Annotated in this window: 22 protein-coding genes; 6 read left to right on the top strand and 16 right to left on the bottom strand. The window is 64.5% G+C overall.

What is annotated here, in order from left to right; all coding sequences use genetic code 11:
• Positions 1 to 157: 157 nt before the first annotated feature.
• From EDE08_RS29060 to EDE08_RS29050, 3 genes are read right to left on the bottom strand one after another with little or no spacing between them, the layout of a single operon-like run.
• Positions 158 to 631 carry a secondary thiamine-phosphate synthase enzyme YjbQ gene (locus EDE08_RS29060; RefSeq protein WP_131872144.1) on the bottom strand — a complete coding sequence of 158 codons (474 nt, stop codon included), beginning with the start codon at positions 629 to 631 and terminating at the stop codon, positions 158 to 160.
• An 8-nt stretch (positions 632 to 639) separates the two neighbouring features.
• Positions 640 to 1,155 carry a hypothetical protein gene (locus EDE08_RS29055; RefSeq protein ID WP_131872142.1) on the bottom strand — a complete coding sequence of 172 codons (516 nt, stop codon included), beginning with the start codon at positions 1,153 to 1,155 and terminating at the stop codon, positions 640 to 642.
• Between the two features lie 41 nt (positions 1,156 to 1,196).
• Positions 1,197 to 1,439 carry a hypothetical protein gene (locus tag EDE08_RS29050; RefSeq protein WP_131872140.1) on the bottom strand — a complete coding sequence of 81 codons (243 nt, stop codon included), beginning with the start codon at positions 1,437 to 1,439 and terminating at the stop codon, positions 1,197 to 1,199.
• Positions 1,440 to 1,514: 75 nt separating this feature from the next.
• Between EDE08_RS29050 and EDE08_RS29045 the strand changes: the two genes are divergently transcribed.
• From EDE08_RS29045 to EDE08_RS29025, 5 genes are all read left to right on the top strand, one after another.
• The gene (locus tag EDE08_RS29045) at positions 1,515 to 1,889 is read left to right on the top strand and encodes an AtpZ/AtpI family protein (protein WP_131872138.1); all 375 of its coding nucleotides are present in this window, start codon (positions 1,515 to 1,517) and stop codon (positions 1,887 to 1,889) included.
• Between the two features lie 111 nt (positions 1,890 to 2,000).
• The gene (locus EDE08_RS29040; protein WP_061882481.1) at positions 2,001 to 2,750 is read left to right on the top strand and encodes a F0F1 ATP synthase subunit A; all 750 of its coding nucleotides are present in this window, start codon (positions 2,001 to 2,003) and stop codon (positions 2,748 to 2,750) included.
• A 53-nt stretch (positions 2,751 to 2,803) separates the two neighbouring features.
• Entirely contained in the window at positions 2,804 to 3,034 is a 231-nt protein-coding gene (locus tag EDE08_RS29035) for a F0F1 ATP synthase subunit C (RefSeq protein ID WP_007599451.1), read from the top strand.
• A 65-nt stretch (positions 3,035 to 3,099) separates the two neighbouring features.
• On the top strand, positions 3,100 to 3,663 hold the full coding sequence (locus EDE08_RS29030; protein ID WP_131872135.1) for a F0F1 ATP synthase subunit B: 564 nt from the start codon (positions 3,100 to 3,102) through the stop codon (positions 3,661 to 3,663).
• Between the two features lie 5 nt (positions 3,664 to 3,668).
• Positions 3,669 to 4,154 (top strand): F0F1 ATP synthase subunit B family protein, encoded by a 486-nt coding sequence (locus EDE08_RS29025; protein WP_131872133.1) that lies wholly within the window; start codon positions 3,669 to 3,671, stop codon positions 4,152 to 4,154.
• Between the two features lie 207 nt (positions 4,155 to 4,361).
• Here the strand turns inward: EDE08_RS29025 and EDE08_RS29020 are convergent, their stop codons facing one another.
• From EDE08_RS29020 to EDE08_RS29000, 5 genes are all read right to left on the bottom strand, one after another.
• Positions 4,362 to 5,012 carry a hypothetical protein gene (locus tag EDE08_RS29020; RefSeq protein ID WP_131872407.1) on the bottom strand — a complete coding sequence of 217 codons (651 nt, stop codon included), beginning with the start codon at positions 5,010 to 5,012 and terminating at the stop codon, positions 4,362 to 4,364.
• Between the two features lie 133 nt (positions 5,013 to 5,145).
• Positions 5,146 to 5,733, bottom strand: a complete 588-nt coding sequence (locus tag EDE08_RS29015) for a GNAT family N-acetyltransferase (protein WP_131872131.1) — start codon at positions 5,731 to 5,733, stop codon at positions 5,146 to 5,148.
• A gap of 38 nt (positions 5,734 to 5,771) precedes the next feature.
• A complete protein-coding gene (locus EDE08_RS29010) occupies positions 5,772 to 7,061 on the bottom strand; it encodes a M16 family metallopeptidase (protein ID WP_131872129.1) in 1,290 nt (429 codons plus the stop codon).
• Positions 7,058 to 8,476 (bottom strand): threonine synthase, encoded by a 1,419-nt coding sequence (thrC, locus tag EDE08_RS29005; RefSeq protein ID WP_165936250.1) that lies wholly within the window; start codon positions 8,474 to 8,476, stop codon positions 7,058 to 7,060. Before thrC ends, EDE08_RS29010 begins: the two co-directional genes overlap by 4 nt.
• Positions 8,477 to 9,023: 547 nt before the next feature.
• Complete coding sequence (locus tag EDE08_RS29000; RefSeq protein ID WP_028178165.1) at positions 9,024 to 9,668, bottom strand: response regulator transcription factor; 645 nt, start codon at positions 9,666 to 9,668, stop codon at positions 9,024 to 9,026.
• An 86-nt stretch (positions 9,669 to 9,754) separates the two neighbouring features.
• On the opposite strand from EDE08_RS29000, the gene EDE08_RS28995 reads away from it, so the two are divergent.
• On the top strand, positions 9,755 to 11,095 hold the full coding sequence (locus EDE08_RS28995; RefSeq protein ID WP_131872125.1) for an ATP-binding protein: 1,341 nt from the start codon (positions 9,755 to 9,757) through the stop codon (positions 11,093 to 11,095).
• 1 nt (position 11,096) lies between these two features.
• On the opposite strand, the gene EDE08_RS28990 is transcribed toward EDE08_RS28995, so the two are convergent.
• From EDE08_RS28990 to ctaD, 8 genes are all read right to left on the bottom strand, one after another.
• Entirely contained in the window at positions 11,097 to 11,462 is a 366-nt protein-coding gene (locus EDE08_RS28990) for a nuclear transport factor 2 family protein (protein ID WP_131872123.1), read from the bottom strand.
• A 116-nt stretch (positions 11,463 to 11,578) separates the two neighbouring features.
• Complete coding sequence (locus tag EDE08_RS28985) at positions 11,579 to 12,331, bottom strand: SURF1 family protein (RefSeq protein ID WP_131872121.1); 753 nt, start codon at positions 12,329 to 12,331, stop codon at positions 11,579 to 11,581.
• The gene (locus EDE08_RS28980) at positions 12,328 to 12,729 is read right to left on the bottom strand and encodes a DUF983 domain-containing protein (RefSeq protein ID WP_131872405.1); all 402 of its coding nucleotides are present in this window, start codon (positions 12,727 to 12,729) and stop codon (positions 12,328 to 12,330) included. The genes EDE08_RS28985 and EDE08_RS28980 overlap by 4 nt, the downstream gene beginning before the upstream one ends.
• Positions 12,730 to 12,825: 96 nt before the next feature.
• Entirely contained in the window at positions 12,826 to 13,722 is an 897-nt protein-coding gene (locus tag EDE08_RS28975) for a cytochrome c oxidase subunit 3 (RefSeq protein WP_131872119.1), read from the bottom strand.
• Between the two features lie 77 nt (positions 13,723 to 13,799).
• Positions 13,800 to 14,459, bottom strand: coding sequence for a cytochrome c oxidase assembly protein (locus EDE08_RS28970; protein ID WP_131872117.1), 660 nt, complete (start codon positions 14,457 to 14,459; stop codon positions 13,800 to 13,802).
• Between the two features lie 5 nt (positions 14,460 to 14,464).
• Positions 14,465 to 14,629, bottom strand: a complete 165-nt coding sequence (locus EDE08_RS28965) for a cytochrome c oxidase system small membrane protein (RefSeq protein WP_131872116.1) — start codon at positions 14,627 to 14,629, stop codon at positions 14,465 to 14,467.
• Between the two features lie 7 nt (positions 14,630 to 14,636).
• Complete coding sequence (locus EDE08_RS28960; RefSeq protein ID WP_061882493.1) at positions 14,637 to 15,581, bottom strand: heme o synthase; 945 nt, start codon at positions 15,579 to 15,581, stop codon at positions 14,637 to 14,639.
• 61 nt (positions 15,582 to 15,642) lie between these two features.
• Positions 15,643 to 17,268: a cytochrome c oxidase subunit I gene (gene ctaD, locus EDE08_RS28955; RefSeq protein ID WP_131872115.1), complete on the bottom strand. Its 1,626-nt coding sequence runs from the start codon at positions 17,266 to 17,268 to the stop codon at positions 15,643 to 15,645.
• Between the last annotated feature and the right edge of the window lie 58 nt (positions 17,269 to 17,326).

Below are 17,326 nucleotides of genomic sequence, written 5' to 3'. Positions count from 1 at the left end.
GCGCGATGCGATTTGGATGAATCGTCATCGCGCTTCAGGTTGTTGTTTACGCATGATCTTTTCGGAAAACCGCTTCGCACTTTTCCGGATCATGCTTTGGCAGCGATCGACGACACGAACCGGCCGCGGTCTCCGCGGCCGGTTTTGTCTTGTGCGCTTACTGATTGCTGCCGATGAATTGCAGCACGATCTCGCGGCGGTGCGGGCGGCTGCGATGCTCGACCAGATAGATCGCCTGCCAGGTGCCGAGCGCGAGCTTCCCTTTCAGGACCGGGACCTGGAGCGAAGTCTGCGTCAGCATGGTCTTGACGTGCGCGGGCATGTCGTCGGGCCCCTCGGTGTCATGGGTCCACCCGGCGTTCTCCGGTGCGAGCCGTGACAGTGCCGTGGTAAGATCGACCAGCACGGAGGGATCGGCGTTCTCCTGAATCGTCAGCGAGGCCGAGGTGTGGCGGATGAACAGCGTCAGCGCGCCATCGCGCGCGTGAACGTCCTTGATGAACTTCGTCGCTTCCGCGGTGAGATCGACGAAGGTTCGCCCGGGCGTCGGCACCGTCAACAGGGCGGTACCGATGGCCGTGGCCTGCACGGTCGATGGCACCGAACGCGTCAGCTGTTTCTCAGGCGTCATTCAAACTCTCAAATCTTGCCCGACACGTCCTTCTGCACGCGGTTGGCCATGTCGATCAGCCGCCGCCAGGCCTTTTCCAGGAACGACATCACGCGATCGACGTCCTGGTCGCTCGGCAGCGGGATCTCGATCTTGCGCTCGCCCTCGGCGACCTTGGGCTCCGCCTTCTTCAACTGCTCGGATTTCGGCAGCGCCTCGTCGATCTTGCCCGACACCGTCGGCCCCGCCGCGAGCTGTCCCTTCAGCCTCTCGACCTCGGCCTGGAGCCTGCCGATCTCGGCGTCGAGTGCGGTCCGCTCGTCGGGCACCGCGTAGCAGGCCCAGCCGGCGCCGTTCTTGGTGCAGGTCGATACCGTGCCGGTGCGCGTGTCGAGCCGCAGCACGCCCTCGGGGATGGGTGTCATGCTGTAGCGACCATTTTCGCCGTCGGGCGCGGATTGGGCGGCCACGAGGCCGCCGCTGACGACCATCACCGCGGCGGCCGCCGCAAGCCATGATGTTGTGGATGACGTCGCTGGTCTCATCGCCCTCTCCGCCACGGCACTGGTGCGGCTTTTGTGCAATTCTACACCCGCGCCAGGCAATCCGCCGCCAAAAACCCGCCTCTGAAATCAACGAACGCGGTGGCTTCTTTGATCCAGGCCGTGAGGCGAAAGGACAACTGCGTCCGCCGATCGTGAGGAGACCTGCTGCGGTGCGGCGTCACGCTGTGTGCGACGCTGCCGCGCACGCCGATATCATCAAATAAATCAGATACATAACCGAAAGCGACGCAATCGTGACTTGGCTTGACTTGATTATGGGCCATCAGTATGGTCCGCGCGGCTTTTGAGGGTGACGGGCGCAATTTCCATTCAGCCGCAGCGTTTCGGGTCTTCGTTGCATGACACAGGGCACGGGACACGGCGAGGATGGAGATCGCGATAGATCATCCGAGGAAGCCGCGCTTTCCGAACGGCTCGGAAGTCTTGATCAGCGGTTGTCCGAATTTCGCGACCGCCGGACCAAGACCGAGCAACCCGCAGGTGACGGTGGAGACAGAGCGGCCAGAGCCTCGGCGATGGCGCTTGGTTTCCGGTTATCCTCGGAGTTGATCGCCGGCGTCGTTGTCGGAGCGGGGATTGGCTGGGGGTTCGACCGCTTGCTGTCGACGTCGCCTTTCGGATTTATCGTGTTCCTGCTGCTGGGCTTCGTGGCCGGCGTGGTGAATGTGGTGAGAACGGCGGGCGCGGGTCAAAACAGGCGCGGCGATTCCTAGCGGATCCCACCAGGAGAGGAATGATCGTGCCGGCCTCGCCGGTACGGGCCGGCCCGGCCGGCAGACCGAGACCCGCCGGCATTGCCCGGCAGACCAAGAGATGCCGCGCTGATGAAAATCGATCCGATCCACCAGTTCAACATCGAGCCTCTCTTCACCCTGGGCCACATCGGCAATCACACGATCGCCTTCACCAATTCGTCGCTCTACATGCTGGTGGCGGTGGCGATCATCTCGCTCCTGATGCTTGCCAGCGGCACGCAGCTGGTTCCCGGACGCCTGCAGTCGGTCGCTGAAATCTCCTACGAATTCGTCGCCTCGACCATCCGTTCGACGGCCGGCGCGGAAGGCATGAAGTTCTTCCCGCTGATCTTCTCGCTGTTCATGTTCATCTGCGTCTCGAACCTGGTCGGCATCATCCCCTACACCTTCACGGTGTCGAGCCATTTGATCGTCACCGCAGCGCTCGCGCTGCTGGTGTTCTTCACGGTCCTGATCTACGGCCTCTACAAGAACGGCCTGAAATTCTTCAAGATCTTCGTTCCCCACGGCGTCCCCATCTACATCCTGCCGCTGGTCATGTTCATCGAGATCCTGTCGTTCTTCCTGCGGCCGGTCTCCCACAGCGTTCGTCTCTTCGCCAACATGCTGGCCGGCCACATCGCGCTGAAGGTGTTCGCGGGCTTCGTCGCCATGCTCGGCTTCTCGCTCGGCGCCATTGGCTGGATCGGCGGCGTGCTGCCGCTGGCGCTCACGGTCGCGCTGACCTCGCTGGAAATCCTGGTCGCGTTCCTCCAGGCCTATGTGTTCGCGATCCTGACCTGCATCTACCTCAACGACGCCATTCATCCGGGACACTGAGCGGTCCGGGGAATTTCCACCCACAACCCCATCTTTCTTCCAAGGAGTCTAAAATGGATCCGGCAGCAGCAAAACTTATCGGCGCGGGCATCGCGTGCATCGGCATGGGCGGTGCGGGCGTCGGTGTGGGCGTGATCTTCGGCAACTACCTCGCCGCAGCCGTGCGCAACCCGTCGGCCGCTCAGGGCCAGTTCGGCAACCTGATCTTCGGCTTCGCCGTGACCGAAGCGCTCGGCATCTTCTCGCTGCTGATCGCGCTGCTGCTGCTGTTCGTTCCGCTCTGAGGACGACGTTTTTCGCGCCGTTCCAGTCCTTGGAACGGCGCGTGTGACAGCAACAGGAGAACTCCATGGCTGAGAGTCATGGCGGCGCGAAAGGTCCGGCGGGCGCACACACCGAGGCTGACGGTGGTCACCACGGTGGCGGTTTTCCGCCGTTCGAGAGCAGCAGCTTCGCTTCACAGCTGGTGTCGCTCGCGATCTTCTTCGTCCTGCTTTATGTGATCGTGTCCAAGCTCGCCCTGCCGCGCATCGGCGGTGCGATCGAGGCGCGTCAGAACAAGATCGAGGGCGACCTCGCCGAAGCGCAGAAGCTGAAGGACCAGTCCGACGCAGCGCTGAAGGCCTATGAAAGCGAGCTCGCTGCGGCGCGCACGCGGGCGCAGGCAATCGGCAACGAATCCCGCGACAAGGCGAATGCGCAGGCGGACGCCGAGCGCAAGGCGCTGGAAGAACAATTGGCAGCCAAGCTCGCCGGGGCGGAGAAGACCATCGCCTCGACCCGCGCCGCCGCCATGAGCAACGTCCGCGGCATCGCGGCCGATGCGGCAGGTCAGATCGTGCAACAGCTCACCGGCGTCGTTCCGGACGCCGCGTCGGTCAATGCCGCGGTCGATGCGTCCTTGAAGGGTTAGTCGAGATGTTCTTCGAACCTGAATTTTGGGTCGCCGTCGCCTTCGTGATCCTGATGGTCGTGTTCGGCTATCTCGGGGTCTTCAAGACGGCGATGACGGCGCTGGATCATCGCGCCGAACGCATCAAGGCCGAGCTCGACGACGCCGCGCGCCTCAAGCAGGAGGCGGCCAAGGTGCTCGCCGACTACAAGTCGCGCAGTGCCATGGCCGAGCGCGAGGCTGCCGACATCATCGCCAACGCCAGGGCCGAAGCCGAGCGCATCGCGACCGAGGCTAAGGCGAAGATGGAAGACTTCGTCGCCCGCCGGACCAAGACCGCGGAGAGCAAGATCGCGCTCGCCGAGGCCCAGGCGCTGGCCGACGTCCGCGCCGCAGCCGCGGAAGCCGCCGTCCAAGCCGCCTCCACGATCCTGTCGCAGTCGGTCAGAGGCCAGGTCGCCGACGACCTGCTGACCAAGGGGATCAACGAAGTCAGGCAGAAGTTGAACTGAGGGGTCCGCTCTCATCAATCAAAAAGCCGGCGCGATGAGCGCCGGCTTTTTTGTTGGTCGATCTGCAGCCGCAAACTGGGTGTCATCGCCCGCGAAGGCGGGTGATCCAGCACGCCGAGGTTTCTCGGATCAAGCATCTCGCCCTCTGGAATGCTGGATTGCCCGCCTTCGCGGGCAATGACAGTTGAGATTGCCGCAACACCTCGCCTATTTCTTCTTCCGCCCCTTCGGCTCGGGCGCGAGCGCCTGCGGGTCGAAGCCGACATAGAAGATGTAGGAATCGGCATCCTTGGCCGAGGGCACCGGATAGCTCATATCCTCGGCGACAAAGGTGAAGGGCACGCTGCCGCCCTCCGACATCGCGACCGTGGTCCGGTAGGCCTTCGAGGCGATCACCTTCTCGCCGACGCCGCCCTGCACCACCGCGATGCGCAATGGGACGTCGACCGTAGCAGGCGCACCGGCGGGACCTGCGATGACGCGGCCCTGGATTCCGATCCGGGCGGTGATGTCGCCGCCGCTCCGGGCGCATTCGCGCGCCATTTTGGTGATCGTGGCCTGGAAGCGGATGTCGTTACCGATGGCCTGCTTGCCGTTCGCACCGACGGCATAGGTAGAGGCGCCGGCGCGCACGGTGACCTGCGGGCAATCGAGCTCGTCGTCGGCTGGCTGGCCGGGCGCGGGCGCCGGATTGGGCTGCGCCGGCTCGTCCGACTTGCCGCCGAACAGGCTCTTGAAGCGGTCGCTCAAGGATTGGGCCGCCACCGGCGAGACGAACACGAGCGCAATCGACAGCGCCAACGCGACCGCTGTCCCCCGCCGCAACGCCTTGCGCGATGACCGAAGCTCCTTCACCATCGACACCCATACTCCATCACAATATCCGGACCCAACCACCGGCCGGCCCGCGCCGTTATATCGTCAAAATCGGCGAACCCAAGGCAGCAAAAAGGTGGCAAGCAGGGAGACCTTGCCCTCACGGGATGGCGGCTCAGCCGCGGAAATCCTCGTGCAGCAGGCCGAACAGCAGGTGGTCCTGCCAGACCCCGTTGATGCAGAGATAACGGCGCGCCAGGCCCTCGCGCGAGAAGCCGCACTTCTCCAGCACCCGGATCGACGGCGCATTGGTGGGGATGCAGGCGGCCTCGACCCGGTGCAGATTGAGCTCGCCGAACAGCGTCGGCAGCAGCACCCGCAGCGCGGCGGTCATGTAGCCGCGATGGGTATGAGGCTGGCCGACCCAATAGCCGATGGTGCCGGCCTGCACGATGCCGCGCCGGACGTTGGCAAGCGTGATGCCGCCGACCAGGGCGCCGTCGAGCTCACGGAAGATCAGGAAGGGATAGGAGCGGTCCGCGGCAATGTCCTCGGAATAGCGGCGCAGGCGCCGCCGGAAGCCGGACCGGGTGAGATCGTCGGACGGCCAGATCGGCTCCCAGGGCGTGAGATAGTCGCGGCTGGTTTCGCGCAAATGAGCCCATTGCAGGAAGTCCGACATTTGCGGCGCGCGCAGCAGCAGCCCGTTGCCGCGTGGGGCGAGGGTGGCGGGTCCACTGGATGGCAGGCGAAAGAGGGCCATGGTGATGCTTTCCGGGGTGGGGCTCCCTAGCACAGCTCCTAATGCAGCCGCGCCTTGGCGCGCGCCCGGGTCAATCCTTCCGCAAAAGATACGGCCGTGTCCAGACCCCTGCCACTGCCCAATGCGACAACGGCGGGCCGGCTCCGCGACAGCAGCGCACGCGCCGCGTCCCTCGTCGATTCGATGCTGACGGCATCAATCCGGGCTACCAGTTCCTGCGCCGTCTGCGGCCGCCCGTAGGCGAGCACATGCCGGGCAAGCTGCTCGGCACGGGAGGAGCAGCTCTCCAGTGCCATCAGCAGGCCCGCCTTCATCTGCGCCTTGGCCCGGGCGATCTCGGCGTCTGTCAGCGTTTCCACCGAATCATTCATGATGTCGACCACGACCTCCATCATCTCCGGCGCGTCGGCCGGGTCGGTGCCGGTGTAGAGGCCGAAGAAGCCGGTGTCGGAATAAGGCGCGTGGAAGGTGTAGATGGAGTAGCAGAGGCCGCGCTTCTCGCGCACCTCCTGGAACAGGCGCGACGACATTCCGCCGCCGAGGATGTTGGTGAAGACCTGGAGCGAGAACAGCGACGCGTCGCTCTGCGGCACGCCTTCCAGCGCCAGCGTCAGATGCGCCTGCTCGAGCTCACGATGCACCACCTTGGTGCCGCCCTTGCCGAACTGAGCGGTCTGCGGCTTCGGCCCCGGCGTCCCCTCGAAGCTGGCAAAGCGTCTCTCGACCTCGGCGACGACCTGGCTGTGATCGACCGCGCCGGCGGCCGCCACCACCATGTCGGGCCCGCGATAATGCGTCGAGAGGTAGCCGCGCAGCATGTCGCGGTTGAAGGCGCGTAGCGTCTTGGCCGTGCCGAGCAGGGAGCGGCCCATCGGCTGGTCAGGATAGCAGAGCTCGTTCAGATGCTCGAACACGACATCGTCGGGCGTGTCCTGCGCGGCACCGATCTCCTGGACGATCACGTTCTTCTCGCGCTCCAGCTCGTCGGGCTCGAAGGCTGGATTGGCGAGGATGTCGGCGAGCACGTCGAGCGCGAGCGGCACGTCGGCCTTCAGCACCCGCGCGTAATAGGACGTGGTCTCGGTCGAGGTGCCGGCATTGAGGTCGCCGCCGACCGCCTCGATCTCCTCGACGATCTCGCGCGAGGAGCGCTTGGTCGTGCCCTTGAACGCCATGTGCTCGAGCAAATGCGAGATGCCATGCTCGTTCGGCTTCTCGTCGCGTCCGCCGACGCCGGCCCAGACGCCGAGCGCCGCAGTCTCGAGATGGGGCATCTCGTCGGTGACGACGGTCAGGCCGGAGGCAAGTTTGGTCATCTCGACGCTCATCCGGCAACTCCTTGCTTTGCGGCGCGGCTGGCCGACAGCACGAACCGCTCGACCTCGGCCTGATCGTTCTTCATCACCCTCATGTGTTCGGATTTGGTCATCAAGCCGTCCAGCCAGGCCGGCAATTGCGGCCGCTGGCCGCAGGCCGCCTCGACAGCGTCGGGGAATTTGGCCGGATGGGCAGTGGAGAGCACGATGCTCGGCACCCTCGTGTCGGTGGTATCGCGGTCCGCAACGGCGAGCGCCACCGCCGTGTGGGGATCGACCAGTTCGCCTGCTTCGCGCCAGGCGGCGCGGATCGCAGCCGCAGTCTCGGTCTCGTCGGCGCGCCCTGCATCGAACTCCTCGCGGATCGCGGCGAGCGTCGCATCGGGCAGCACGAAACGTCCGGACTGCTTCAGCGATTCCATCAGACGGCGCACGCCTGCTGCATCGCGCCGGCTCGCCTCGAACAGCAACCGCTCGAAATTGGACGAGATCTGGATGTCCATCGACGGCGACGCCGTCGCGTGCACCTCGCGCACCTCGTAGATTCCGGTCTTCAGCGTCCGCGCCAGGATGTCGTTGACGTTGGCGGCGATGCGCAGGGTCCGCACCGGCAGCCCCATGCGCTTGGCGACGTAGCCGGCGAAGATGTCGCCGAAATTGCCCGTCGGCACGACGAAATCGACCGCGCGCGCCGGCGCCCCAACGGCAACGGCGGAGGTGAAATAGTAGACCACCTGGGCGACGATGCGCGCCCAGTTGATGGAATTCACGCCGGACAGCGAAGTCGCATCGCGGAAGCGATGGTTGTTGAACATCCCCTTCACGATCGCCTGGCAATCGTCGAAGGTGCCCTCGATGGCGAGCGCATGGACGTTGGCCGCGCCCGTCGACGTCATCATTCGCCGCTGCACCTCGGAGATGCGGCCGTGCGGAAACAGCACGATGAGATCGACATTCTCGAGTCCCGCAAAGGCTTCGACCGCTGCGCCGCCGGTGTCGCCGGAGGTGGCGACCACGATGGTGGTGCGCTGTCCGCGCTTGGCGAGCACGTGGTCCATCAGCCGCGAGATCAGCTGCATCGCCACGTCCTTGAAGGCGAGCGTCGGGCCGTGGAACAACTCCAGCACGAACTGGTGCGGCGACATCTGGCGCAGCGGCACCACCGCGGGATGGCGGAAGGTGGCATAGGCCTCGTTCGCCATACGACCAAGCTCGGCGTCCGAAATCTCGCCGCCGGCGAAGGGACGAATCAGGTCGACCGCGACCTCCCAATAGGGCCGGCCGAAGAAGCCGGCGATCGTCTCGGTCGGGAGCTGTGGCCAGGCCGCCGGCACATACAGGCCCCCGTCGCGGGCAAGCCCGGTCAGCATCACGTCACAGAAGCCGAGTTCGGGGGCCTCGCCCCGGGTCGAGATATAACGAGTCAAACTGCCCTCCAAAGGCCGGGCCGAACCGAGGCCAGGTCCTTAAGCCTTTGATCTTACGAAACTACTTGATAACAGCCAGAGGCTTTGGGCCACCATAAAGTGTTTTGCGGCATCAGGAAACCGCTTCCGGCCCCTCCCGTCGCCCAATGAAAAAGGGCTGCGGCATTGCCGCAGCCCTTCTCTTGGAAGGTCTGTCGTTGTGTGCAGACCGGTTTGCTTCGTCAGGGTCGCGCCGTCAAAACTGTTCCGGCAAGCATTCGTCGCCTGCCACGAAGTCGTCAAGGGCCAAAACCGTGCCGGCCGAAAAATGTTCCTGTTTTTCCCGACTCCTTTCGGGCGCCGGCTGATGCAGCGCAGCCGGAGGCTTCTTTCAAACTGCTACTTTTTCCCGAAATGTCTTCTGCTGCAGGAACGAATACAGGCCCGGCCCATTGTGTCCGCGGATGGGTGCCGCCCGTTGCCCATGCATTGCCCGGCCAACGGCGGCGTCGATCCGTCGACCGAACCGCTGCATCCTGGAGCAGCCGGTTCGGTCGCTGGCAGAAGGTCAGTTCATCCCGATTTCCACTGCGATCCGGATCAGGTCGGAGTGGTTCTTGGCGCCCAGCTTCTGCTTGAGCAGGGATGTGGTGTTGGCCACGGTTTTGTAAGAGATGCCGAGCGCCTCGGCGACCTCGACGATCTTGTCGCCACGTCCAAGCAGGCGCAGGATCTCGAGCTCCCGCGGCGTCATCTGTGAGGCCGGATTGGCTTTGATGGCCGCACCGGAAAACGTCACGGCCTCGGCGAGTTGCGGCGAGATGAAATTGTCGCCCGCGACCACCTTGCGTACCGCTTTCAGCAGGATCCGAGGATCGTCGCCCTTGGAGACATAGCCCTGCGCCCCGAGCTCGACTGCCCGCACCACGAAGGCCGGATCGTCGTTCATGCTGAACATGATGATCTTGGCGTCGGGATCGTCCTTGCGGATGCGTCGCATCAGTTCGAAGCCGGAGACATCGGGCAGGCTGATGTCGATCACGGTGACGTCGGGCCGCTTGCTGACATAGGCGCGATGCCCGGATTTGGCGTCGCTCGCCTCGTCAATGCGAATTGAATGGTCGGACGCGAACAGGGTGCGGCAACCGGACAGCACTACCGGATGGTCGTCGACGATCAGGACCCTGGTCGCCAGCTTGGCGGTATCTTGCATCGCGCACTCTCTTGTTTTTCGACTCATAGACCGGCGGGAATAAATGGAAAGGGTAAATCCCGCCGATGCGCGTTAGAATTGGCCTAATGTGGCAACGACTTTCGTTCAGGACGCAACTGTTTGTTCCACTCGGCGCCAGCTTTCTGGCGGCGCTGATCCTGGCGGGCGTGCTGCTCCATATATTCGCAACGGACCAACTGGCGGCGGAGAACGAGCCGAGACGACGTTCGACAGAGGCCATCGCCGCCGCGCTCAACGACACGCTGCGCACATCGGACAATCCACGGCGGACGCTCGACGCCTTTGTCCATTCCTTGGACACCTCCTCCGATATCCAATTCCGCGCCTTGGATGCGGGTCCCGCGCCGTCACCGAAGGACGGCCTGCACAGGCCGCATGGCGTGCCGCAATGGTTCATCGACCTTCTCGCCACCCCCGACATGGATGCGGCATCCCCGGTGATGATCGACGGCAGACGCATCGGCGATATCGTATTCCTGCAGGACATGTCGGCCGATCTGTTCGAGAAATGGATCGGCTTTCTCGCGCTCACCAGCCTGGTCGCCGTGCTGATGGTTCTTACCGGCACGATCGCCTATGTCTTGGCGGGATCCGTCCTGCGCCCTTTGCGAGATCTCGGCCAAGGTCTCACGCGGATACGACGGGGCGATTACACCAGGCCGATTCCGGTCGGGGGTCCGCCGGAAATCCGGCAAGGCTGCGAAGAGGCGAATGCGCTGGCTGCAACGCTGGCGCAACTGAGCCAGGACAATCGCGATCTGATGCACCGGCTGGTGTCGCTCCAGGACGACGAGCGGCGCGACCTCGCCCGCGAACTGCACGACGAACTCGGACCGCTGCTGTTCAGCATCCGCGCCGGTACGATCGCGCTGGTCGAGGCTGCGCCGCTGGCGGGAAATTTCGGCAATTCCGCACAGAGCCTGCTGCAATCGGTCGAGGCGCTCCAGCAGACCAATCACCGTATCCTCGACCGGCTGCGGCCGCTCTATATCGAGGAACTCGGCCTTTCGACCAGCGTGCAGACGCTGCTCCGGACCTTTCGCAATCAGGCACCGCACATCATCCTGACGGACACGATCGACGCCGATCTGAACGTGATCGACGGGCCGGCGGCCCAAACCGTGTATCGGCTGATACAGGAGGCACTGACCAACGTGCTGCGCCACGCCAACGCCAGCAACGCCCATGTAAGGGCGACCGTCGCCGGCGAGACACTCGCGATCGAGATCTCCGACGACGGCGGCGGCTTTCCTGCGGACAACATCTTCGGCCGGGGCTTGACCGGCATGCATGAGCGCGTGCGCGCGCTCACCGGATCGCTATCCCTGTTGCGCGTGGATGAGCGAACTTACGTCCGCTGCCGTCTTCCTGTCGAAACGATGCGGGACGTGCCGTCAGCAGGCTAGACTAGCATACGCAGCCGTCATGCGCGTTCTGGCGCGCGGGCTCGCATATCGTGCTGCGGATCTTGCCTTCCGGGTTGAAACGAAACGAGGCCTGAATGCGCAGCGCGCCGGCGACGGAATATTCGAGATCGACGCCGTGGGGCGTCGGATGGATTTCCTCCAGCCCGAAACCAGCCGACGAGAAGGCGCTGAGCCGCGGCTGCCAATAGGCTTCGAGCTCGCCCCGTCCCTGATATCGCTGCGTGCCGTTGCACGTGCATTCGAGCTGGGCGTCGTCGGCATAGAGGTCGAGCAGCGCCGTGAGGTCGCCCTTCCGGCAGGCGTCCACCCAATCGACGATAATTCCCATCTGGTCGAAATCGCTCACGCCGCATCCTGTCTGCCGCGGAAAAGAACCAGCGGCTTAGGACCACACTCGTGAATATGTGCTGAATAATAAACCCCGGGCGATACCGGGTTCCCTCAAGATGGTTCCGAACAAGCTCAGCTCTGCCGCCGGCCTCTTGCCCATACGGCGAAGGCGATCAGAACGGCGCCGGCCAGCGTGAACCAGGTCACCGCATATTGCAGGTGATCGTCCTTCAGATTCACGTCGAGCGGTCCCGGGCGCGGAATGCCATTCGCGGGCGCGGGATGCTCGAGATCGACATAGAACGGCGCGACCGTCCCCCAGCCGAGCGCACTTGCGATTCCCAGGTGATCGCGCACGAACCAGAGCCGCTTGTCGCGATTCTCCGCCGGCGTCAGCCAGCCCGGCGCCTCGGGAAAGCGCAGATAGCCGGTGAGCGCCACCGGTTGGCCCGTGACGAGCTTCTTCACCGCGCGATCCTCGACATCGCGATCCTGCATCGTGTTCTCGACGAAGCCCGCATCGATCACGACCGTCTCGCCCGTGGATAGCCGCGCCGGCAGAAACGCCCAGGTGCCGGGGCCGGAGGCGTCCTTGCGCACCGCGGAGCCGGAGGAATAGACCATCGCATCGGGCAGGGCCGCGTAGGTGGCGGTGAAGCTGACGCGGCGGAATTCATCGCGAGCAGGATTCAGCCCGGTCCACAGCGCCGGCGGCGGCAGTGCGACTGGCGCCGCCGCAAGCCGCTCGGTGAGCGCCGCGATCAGCTCGTGCTTGGCTGTCCGGCGCTGCAACTGCCAGACACCGAGCGCGACGAACACAGCCGTCAGGAACAGCGTGAACAGCGCGAAACCGGCCACGCGGGCCTTGCGCGCAGGCTCGTTCATTTCGCGCGATCGACCAACCGGCCCGGCGCCGCCTTGTAGTGGAACTGCAGCGCGATCAGCAGCGATTTCATCGCACGCAGCGGCAACAGCGTGGTGGCGAGAATCAGCGGCAGCCAGAGCACGGCATGAAGCCAATATGGCGGCTGGTATTTGACTTCGACGATGAGTGCGCACGCAACAACGATGCCGCCGGCGAGCATGATGATGAAGATCGCCGGGCCGTCGCCGGTATCGATGAAAGCATAGTCGAGGCCGCAGCGGTCGCACGCGGGCGCGAGCGTCAGGAAGCCCGCATAAAGCTTGCCCTGGCCACAGCGCGGGCATTTGCAGGCGAGCCCGCGCATCGCGCTTTGCAGGACGGTGGTTTCGGGCTGCGGTGGGCCGGCGGTGTCGTTCATGATGGCGGACCCTATCACAGTTTCCGCCGAACGTTCGGCGGCCGGCAAGCAAAAGGGCGGCCCTGGGGCCGCCCTTTCTGATCGGTTCGATGCAACTTAATGGGCGGCGTGGGCCATGGTCTCGGCGCCGCGTCCCCAGACGTAAATGCAGAGGAACAGGAACAGCCAGACCACGTCGACGAAGTGCCAGTACCAGGCGGCGAACTCGAAGCCGAGATGCTGCTTCGGCGTGAAATGGCCGGCATAGGCGCGGAACAGGCAGACCAGCAGGAAGATGGTGCCGACCAGCACGTGGAAGCCGTGGAAGCCGGTCGCCATGAAGAAGGTCGCGCCATAGACATTGCCGGCGAAGGAGAACGCCGCGTGGCTGTACTCATAGGCCTGCACGCAGGTGAAGAGCGCACCGAGCACGACGGTGAGGATCAGGCCGTATTTCAGGCCCTGGCGGTCGTTCTCGAGCAGCGCATGGTGCGCCCAGGTCACGGTGGTGCCGGAGGTGAGCAGAATCAGCGTGTTCAGGAGCGGCAGATGCCAGGGGTCGAAAGTCTCGATGCCCTTCGGCGGCCAGGTGCCGGGGACCGCGCAAGCACCGGGCTGGGTGCCGAGGCCGCAGCCGAACACCGCATCGCGGGTGGCATGGACGGCGTCGGCCGGAAACAGCGCCGCGTTGAAATAAGCCCAGAACCAGGCGACGAAGAACATCACCTCGGAGGCGATGAACAGGATCATGCCGTAGCGGTGATGCAGCTGCACGACCCGGGTGTGATCGCCCTTGTACTGGGCTTCCTTGATCACGTCGGCCCACCAGCTCGCCATGGTGTAGAGCACGCCCACGGTGCCGACGCCGAACACGATCGGCGCGGCCGAGAACATGTGGTGCATCCAGGCGATCGCGCCGACCGCCATGATGAAGGCCGAGAGCGAGCCGACGGCCGGCCAGGGAGAGGGATCGACCAGGTGATAGTCGTGATGCTTGGTGTGCGCCGTAGCCATTCCGTCTCTCTCCTCAATCCCGTGCCTGTCAGGCACTTATCCCCTTGTTTCCAACCGCCCGACCGTGAGCCCGGCGGTCAAAGATTTCCCTTGCGTTTGTCGTCCTCGCTGGCGGCGAGCGGCTTCACTACGGGGTCGCGCACCGGATAGAACGTGTAGGACAGCGTGATCGAGCTCAGCCCGTCATTCTCGTGGTCGTCGACGATCGAGGGATCGACATAGAACACGACCGGCATCTCGCGCTTCTCGCCGGGCGCCATGGTCTGCTCGGTAAAGCAGAAGCAGTTGATCTTCTGGAAATAGGAGCCGACCGTCAGCGGCGCGACGTTGTAGGCGGCCTGGCCCGCGGTCGTGCGCGCGGCCTGGTTGGTCACGGTGTAGAAGACGGTCACGACCTGGCCGATATTGACCTCGATCTCGCTCTGCTCCGGCTCGAATTTCCAGGGCAGGCCGGGCGCGACGTTGGAATCGAAGCGCACCGATATCCTCCGCGCGATCGGACCGGTGGCCGGCGCAGAAGTCGCGACCTGCGTCGTGCCGTTGAAGCCCGTGGCACGGCAGAACCAGTTGTAGAACGGCACCGCCGCGTAGGACGCACCGACCATCAGCGCGACCACGCCGCCGCAGATCGAGGCGACCAGCGCGTCGCGGCCAAGGCCACTGAAACCAAGCCCACCGAGACGGCCCTTCTTGGCCGTCCGGCTCTGATCCCGCGATATGGTCGGCTCGTGATCCATGTTACCTACATCGGCCGTACGAGCACTGCCGGTCCCTTGACCATGGTGACGGCGAAGAACAGCACCACGAGAACACCGAGCGCGAGCGCGATTGCGATCGAACGCTGACGACGGCTCCTCCGCTGCGCCTCGGTGAGGACGATTCCATCTGGCTCGGGTTTGTCAGCCATTCCTGCCTCATGCGCCCCCAACCATCGGAGCAAGCGCCCGGTACACGACCTCGGCCAGCAGGGTCGCGAACAGCGCGAACAGATACAGGATCGAGAAAGCGAACAGCTTGCGGGTCGCGCGCAGCGACTGGCTGCGTTCGCGACGCATATAGACGTTGATCGCGAGCACCAGCATGCCGGCGCCGAGGATCAGCGAGACGATGCCGTAGACGGCATCGAAATAGCCGAGCGCCCAGGGCGCCGCAGCGACCGCAATCAACACGATGGTGTAGAGCAGGATCTGGAGACGGGTCGCGTCGGGCCCGGCGACGTTGGGCAGCATCGGAACGCCGGCGCGCGCGTAGTCGTCGGAGCGGAACAGTGCCAGTGCCCAGAAATGCGGCGGGGTCCAGAAGAAGATGATGGCGAACAGCAGCAGCGGCTCGACGTCGACCGTGCCCGTTACCGCAGCCCAGGCCACCACCGGCGGCAGCGCGCCGGCGGCGCCGCCGATCACGATGTTCTGCGCGGTCCAGCGCTTGAGGCACATCGTATAGATCACGACGTAGAAGAAGATGGTGAAGGCAAGCAGGCTGCCTGCGATCCAGTTGACGAGAATGCCGAGCGTCATCACCGAGAAGAAGGCGAGCGTCATGCCGAACGCCATGGCTTCGGGACGGGTGATGCGGCCGCGCGGGATCGGCCGGTTCGCAGTGCGCGACATCTTGGCGTCGATGTCGCCTTCGAGCGCCATGTTGAGGGCCCCGGAGGCGCCGGCACCGACCGCGATGCAGAGCAGCGAGGTGATCGCCAGCACGGGGTGGAAATGCCCGGGCGCCATCGCCATTCCGACCAGCGCGGTGAAGATGACCAGCGACATCACGCGGGGCTTGAGCAGCGCGATGTAATCGCCGACCTCCGCTTCGGAGATGCGGGGATTGATGTCGATGGCGTTCTGGTCGAGGACGGACACTTAGATCTACTCGCTTCGTTATAGCGCCGCGGCGCCCGTCACGGGCGCCGCGGAAGACTGCTTACTGCACGCGGGGCAGCACTTCGAACTGATGGAAGGGCGGCGGCGAGGACAGCGTCCACTCCAGCGTGGTCGCGCCGGCACCCCAGGGGTTGTTGCCCGCCGGTACCTTGCGGGCGAAAGCGTCGATCACGCAGTAGAGGAAGATCAGCACGCCGAAGCCGGAGATGTAGGAACCGAGCGACGAGATCAGATTCCAGCCCGCGAAGGCGTCGGGATAATCGACGTAGCGGCGCGGCATGCCCGACAACCCGAGGAAGTGCTGCGGGAAGAACACCATGTTGACGCCGATGAAGGTGACCCAGAAGTGCGCCTTGGCCAAAGTCTCGTTGTACATGTAGCCCGACATCTTCGGGAACCAGTAGTACCAGCCGGCGAAGATCGCGAACACCGCACCGAGCGACAGCACGTAGTGGAAGTGCGCGACGACGTAATAGGTGTCCTGCAGCACGCGATCGACGCCGGCATTCGCCAGCACGACGCCGGTGACGCCGCCGATCGTGAACAGGAAGATGAAGCCCACCGCCCAGATCATCGGGGCGCGGAATTCGATCGAGCCGCCCCACATCGTGGCGACCCAGGAGAAGATCTTCACGCCGGTCGGAACCGCGATGACCATCGTGGCCGCGACGAAATAGGCCTGCGTCGCCGAGGACATGCCGACCGTGTACATGTGGTGCGCCCACACCACGAAGCCAATGCCGCCGATCGCGACCATGGCGTAGGCCATGCCGAGATAGCCGAACACGGGCTTGCGCGAGAAGGTCGAGACGATCTGGCTGATCATGCCGAAGCCGGGCAGGATCAGGATATACACCTCGGGGTGACCGAAGAACCAGAACAGATGCTGGAACAGCACCGGGTCGCCGCCGCCGTCGGGTGCGAAGAACGTCGTGCCGAAATTGCGGTCGGTGAGCAGCATGGTGATCGCACCGGCGAGAACCGGCAGCGACAACAGCAGCAGGAACACCGTCACCAGGATCGACCACACGAACAGCGGCATCTTGTGCAGGGTCATGCCCGGCGCGCGCATGTTGAAGATGGTGGTGATGAAGTTGATGGCGCCGAGGATCGACGAGGCGCCCGCCAGATGCAGCGACAGGATCGCGAAGTCGACGGCCGGCCCCGGATGGCCGGAGCTCGACAGCGGCACGTACATGGTCCAGCCCGCTCCGACGCCGTTGGAGCCCGGCTCGCCCTCGACGAAGGTCGACATCAGGAGCAGCGCGAAGGACGCCGGCAGCAGCCAGAACGAGATGTTGTTCATGCGCGGGAACGCCATGTCGGGCGCGCCGATCATCAGCGGCACGAACCAGTTGCCGAAGCCGCCGATCATCGCAGGCATGACCATGAAGAAGATCATGATCAGGCCGTGGGAGGTCACGAACACGTTGTAGGTGTGCGCCTCGTGGAAGATCTGCACGCCCGGATACATCAGCTCGGCCCGGATCGCGATCGACATCGCGGCGCCGATCACGCCGGCGATGACCGCGAAGATGAGGTACATCGTGCCGATGTCCTTGTGGTTGGTCGAGTAGACGTAGCGGCGCCATCCGGTCGGATGGGCGTGCTCGTCATGTCCGTGGTCTTGCGCGTGATCGCCGTGTGCCGCTGCGCTCGTTGCCATTTTCAAATCCTGCCTTGCGTCCCATTCGGACCTTTGGAGGTCCCGCCCTTTTATCGCT

It is taken from the genome of Bradyrhizobium sp. R2.2-H (assembly GCF_004346455.1).
GTDB classification, from domain to species: Bacteria; Pseudomonadota; Alphaproteobacteria; order Rhizobiales; family Xanthobacteraceae; genus Bradyrhizobium; species Bradyrhizobium diversitatis.
The sequence above is the reverse complement of the archived record's forward strand: the minus strand, read 5'-3'. Positions and strand labels throughout refer to the sequence as shown.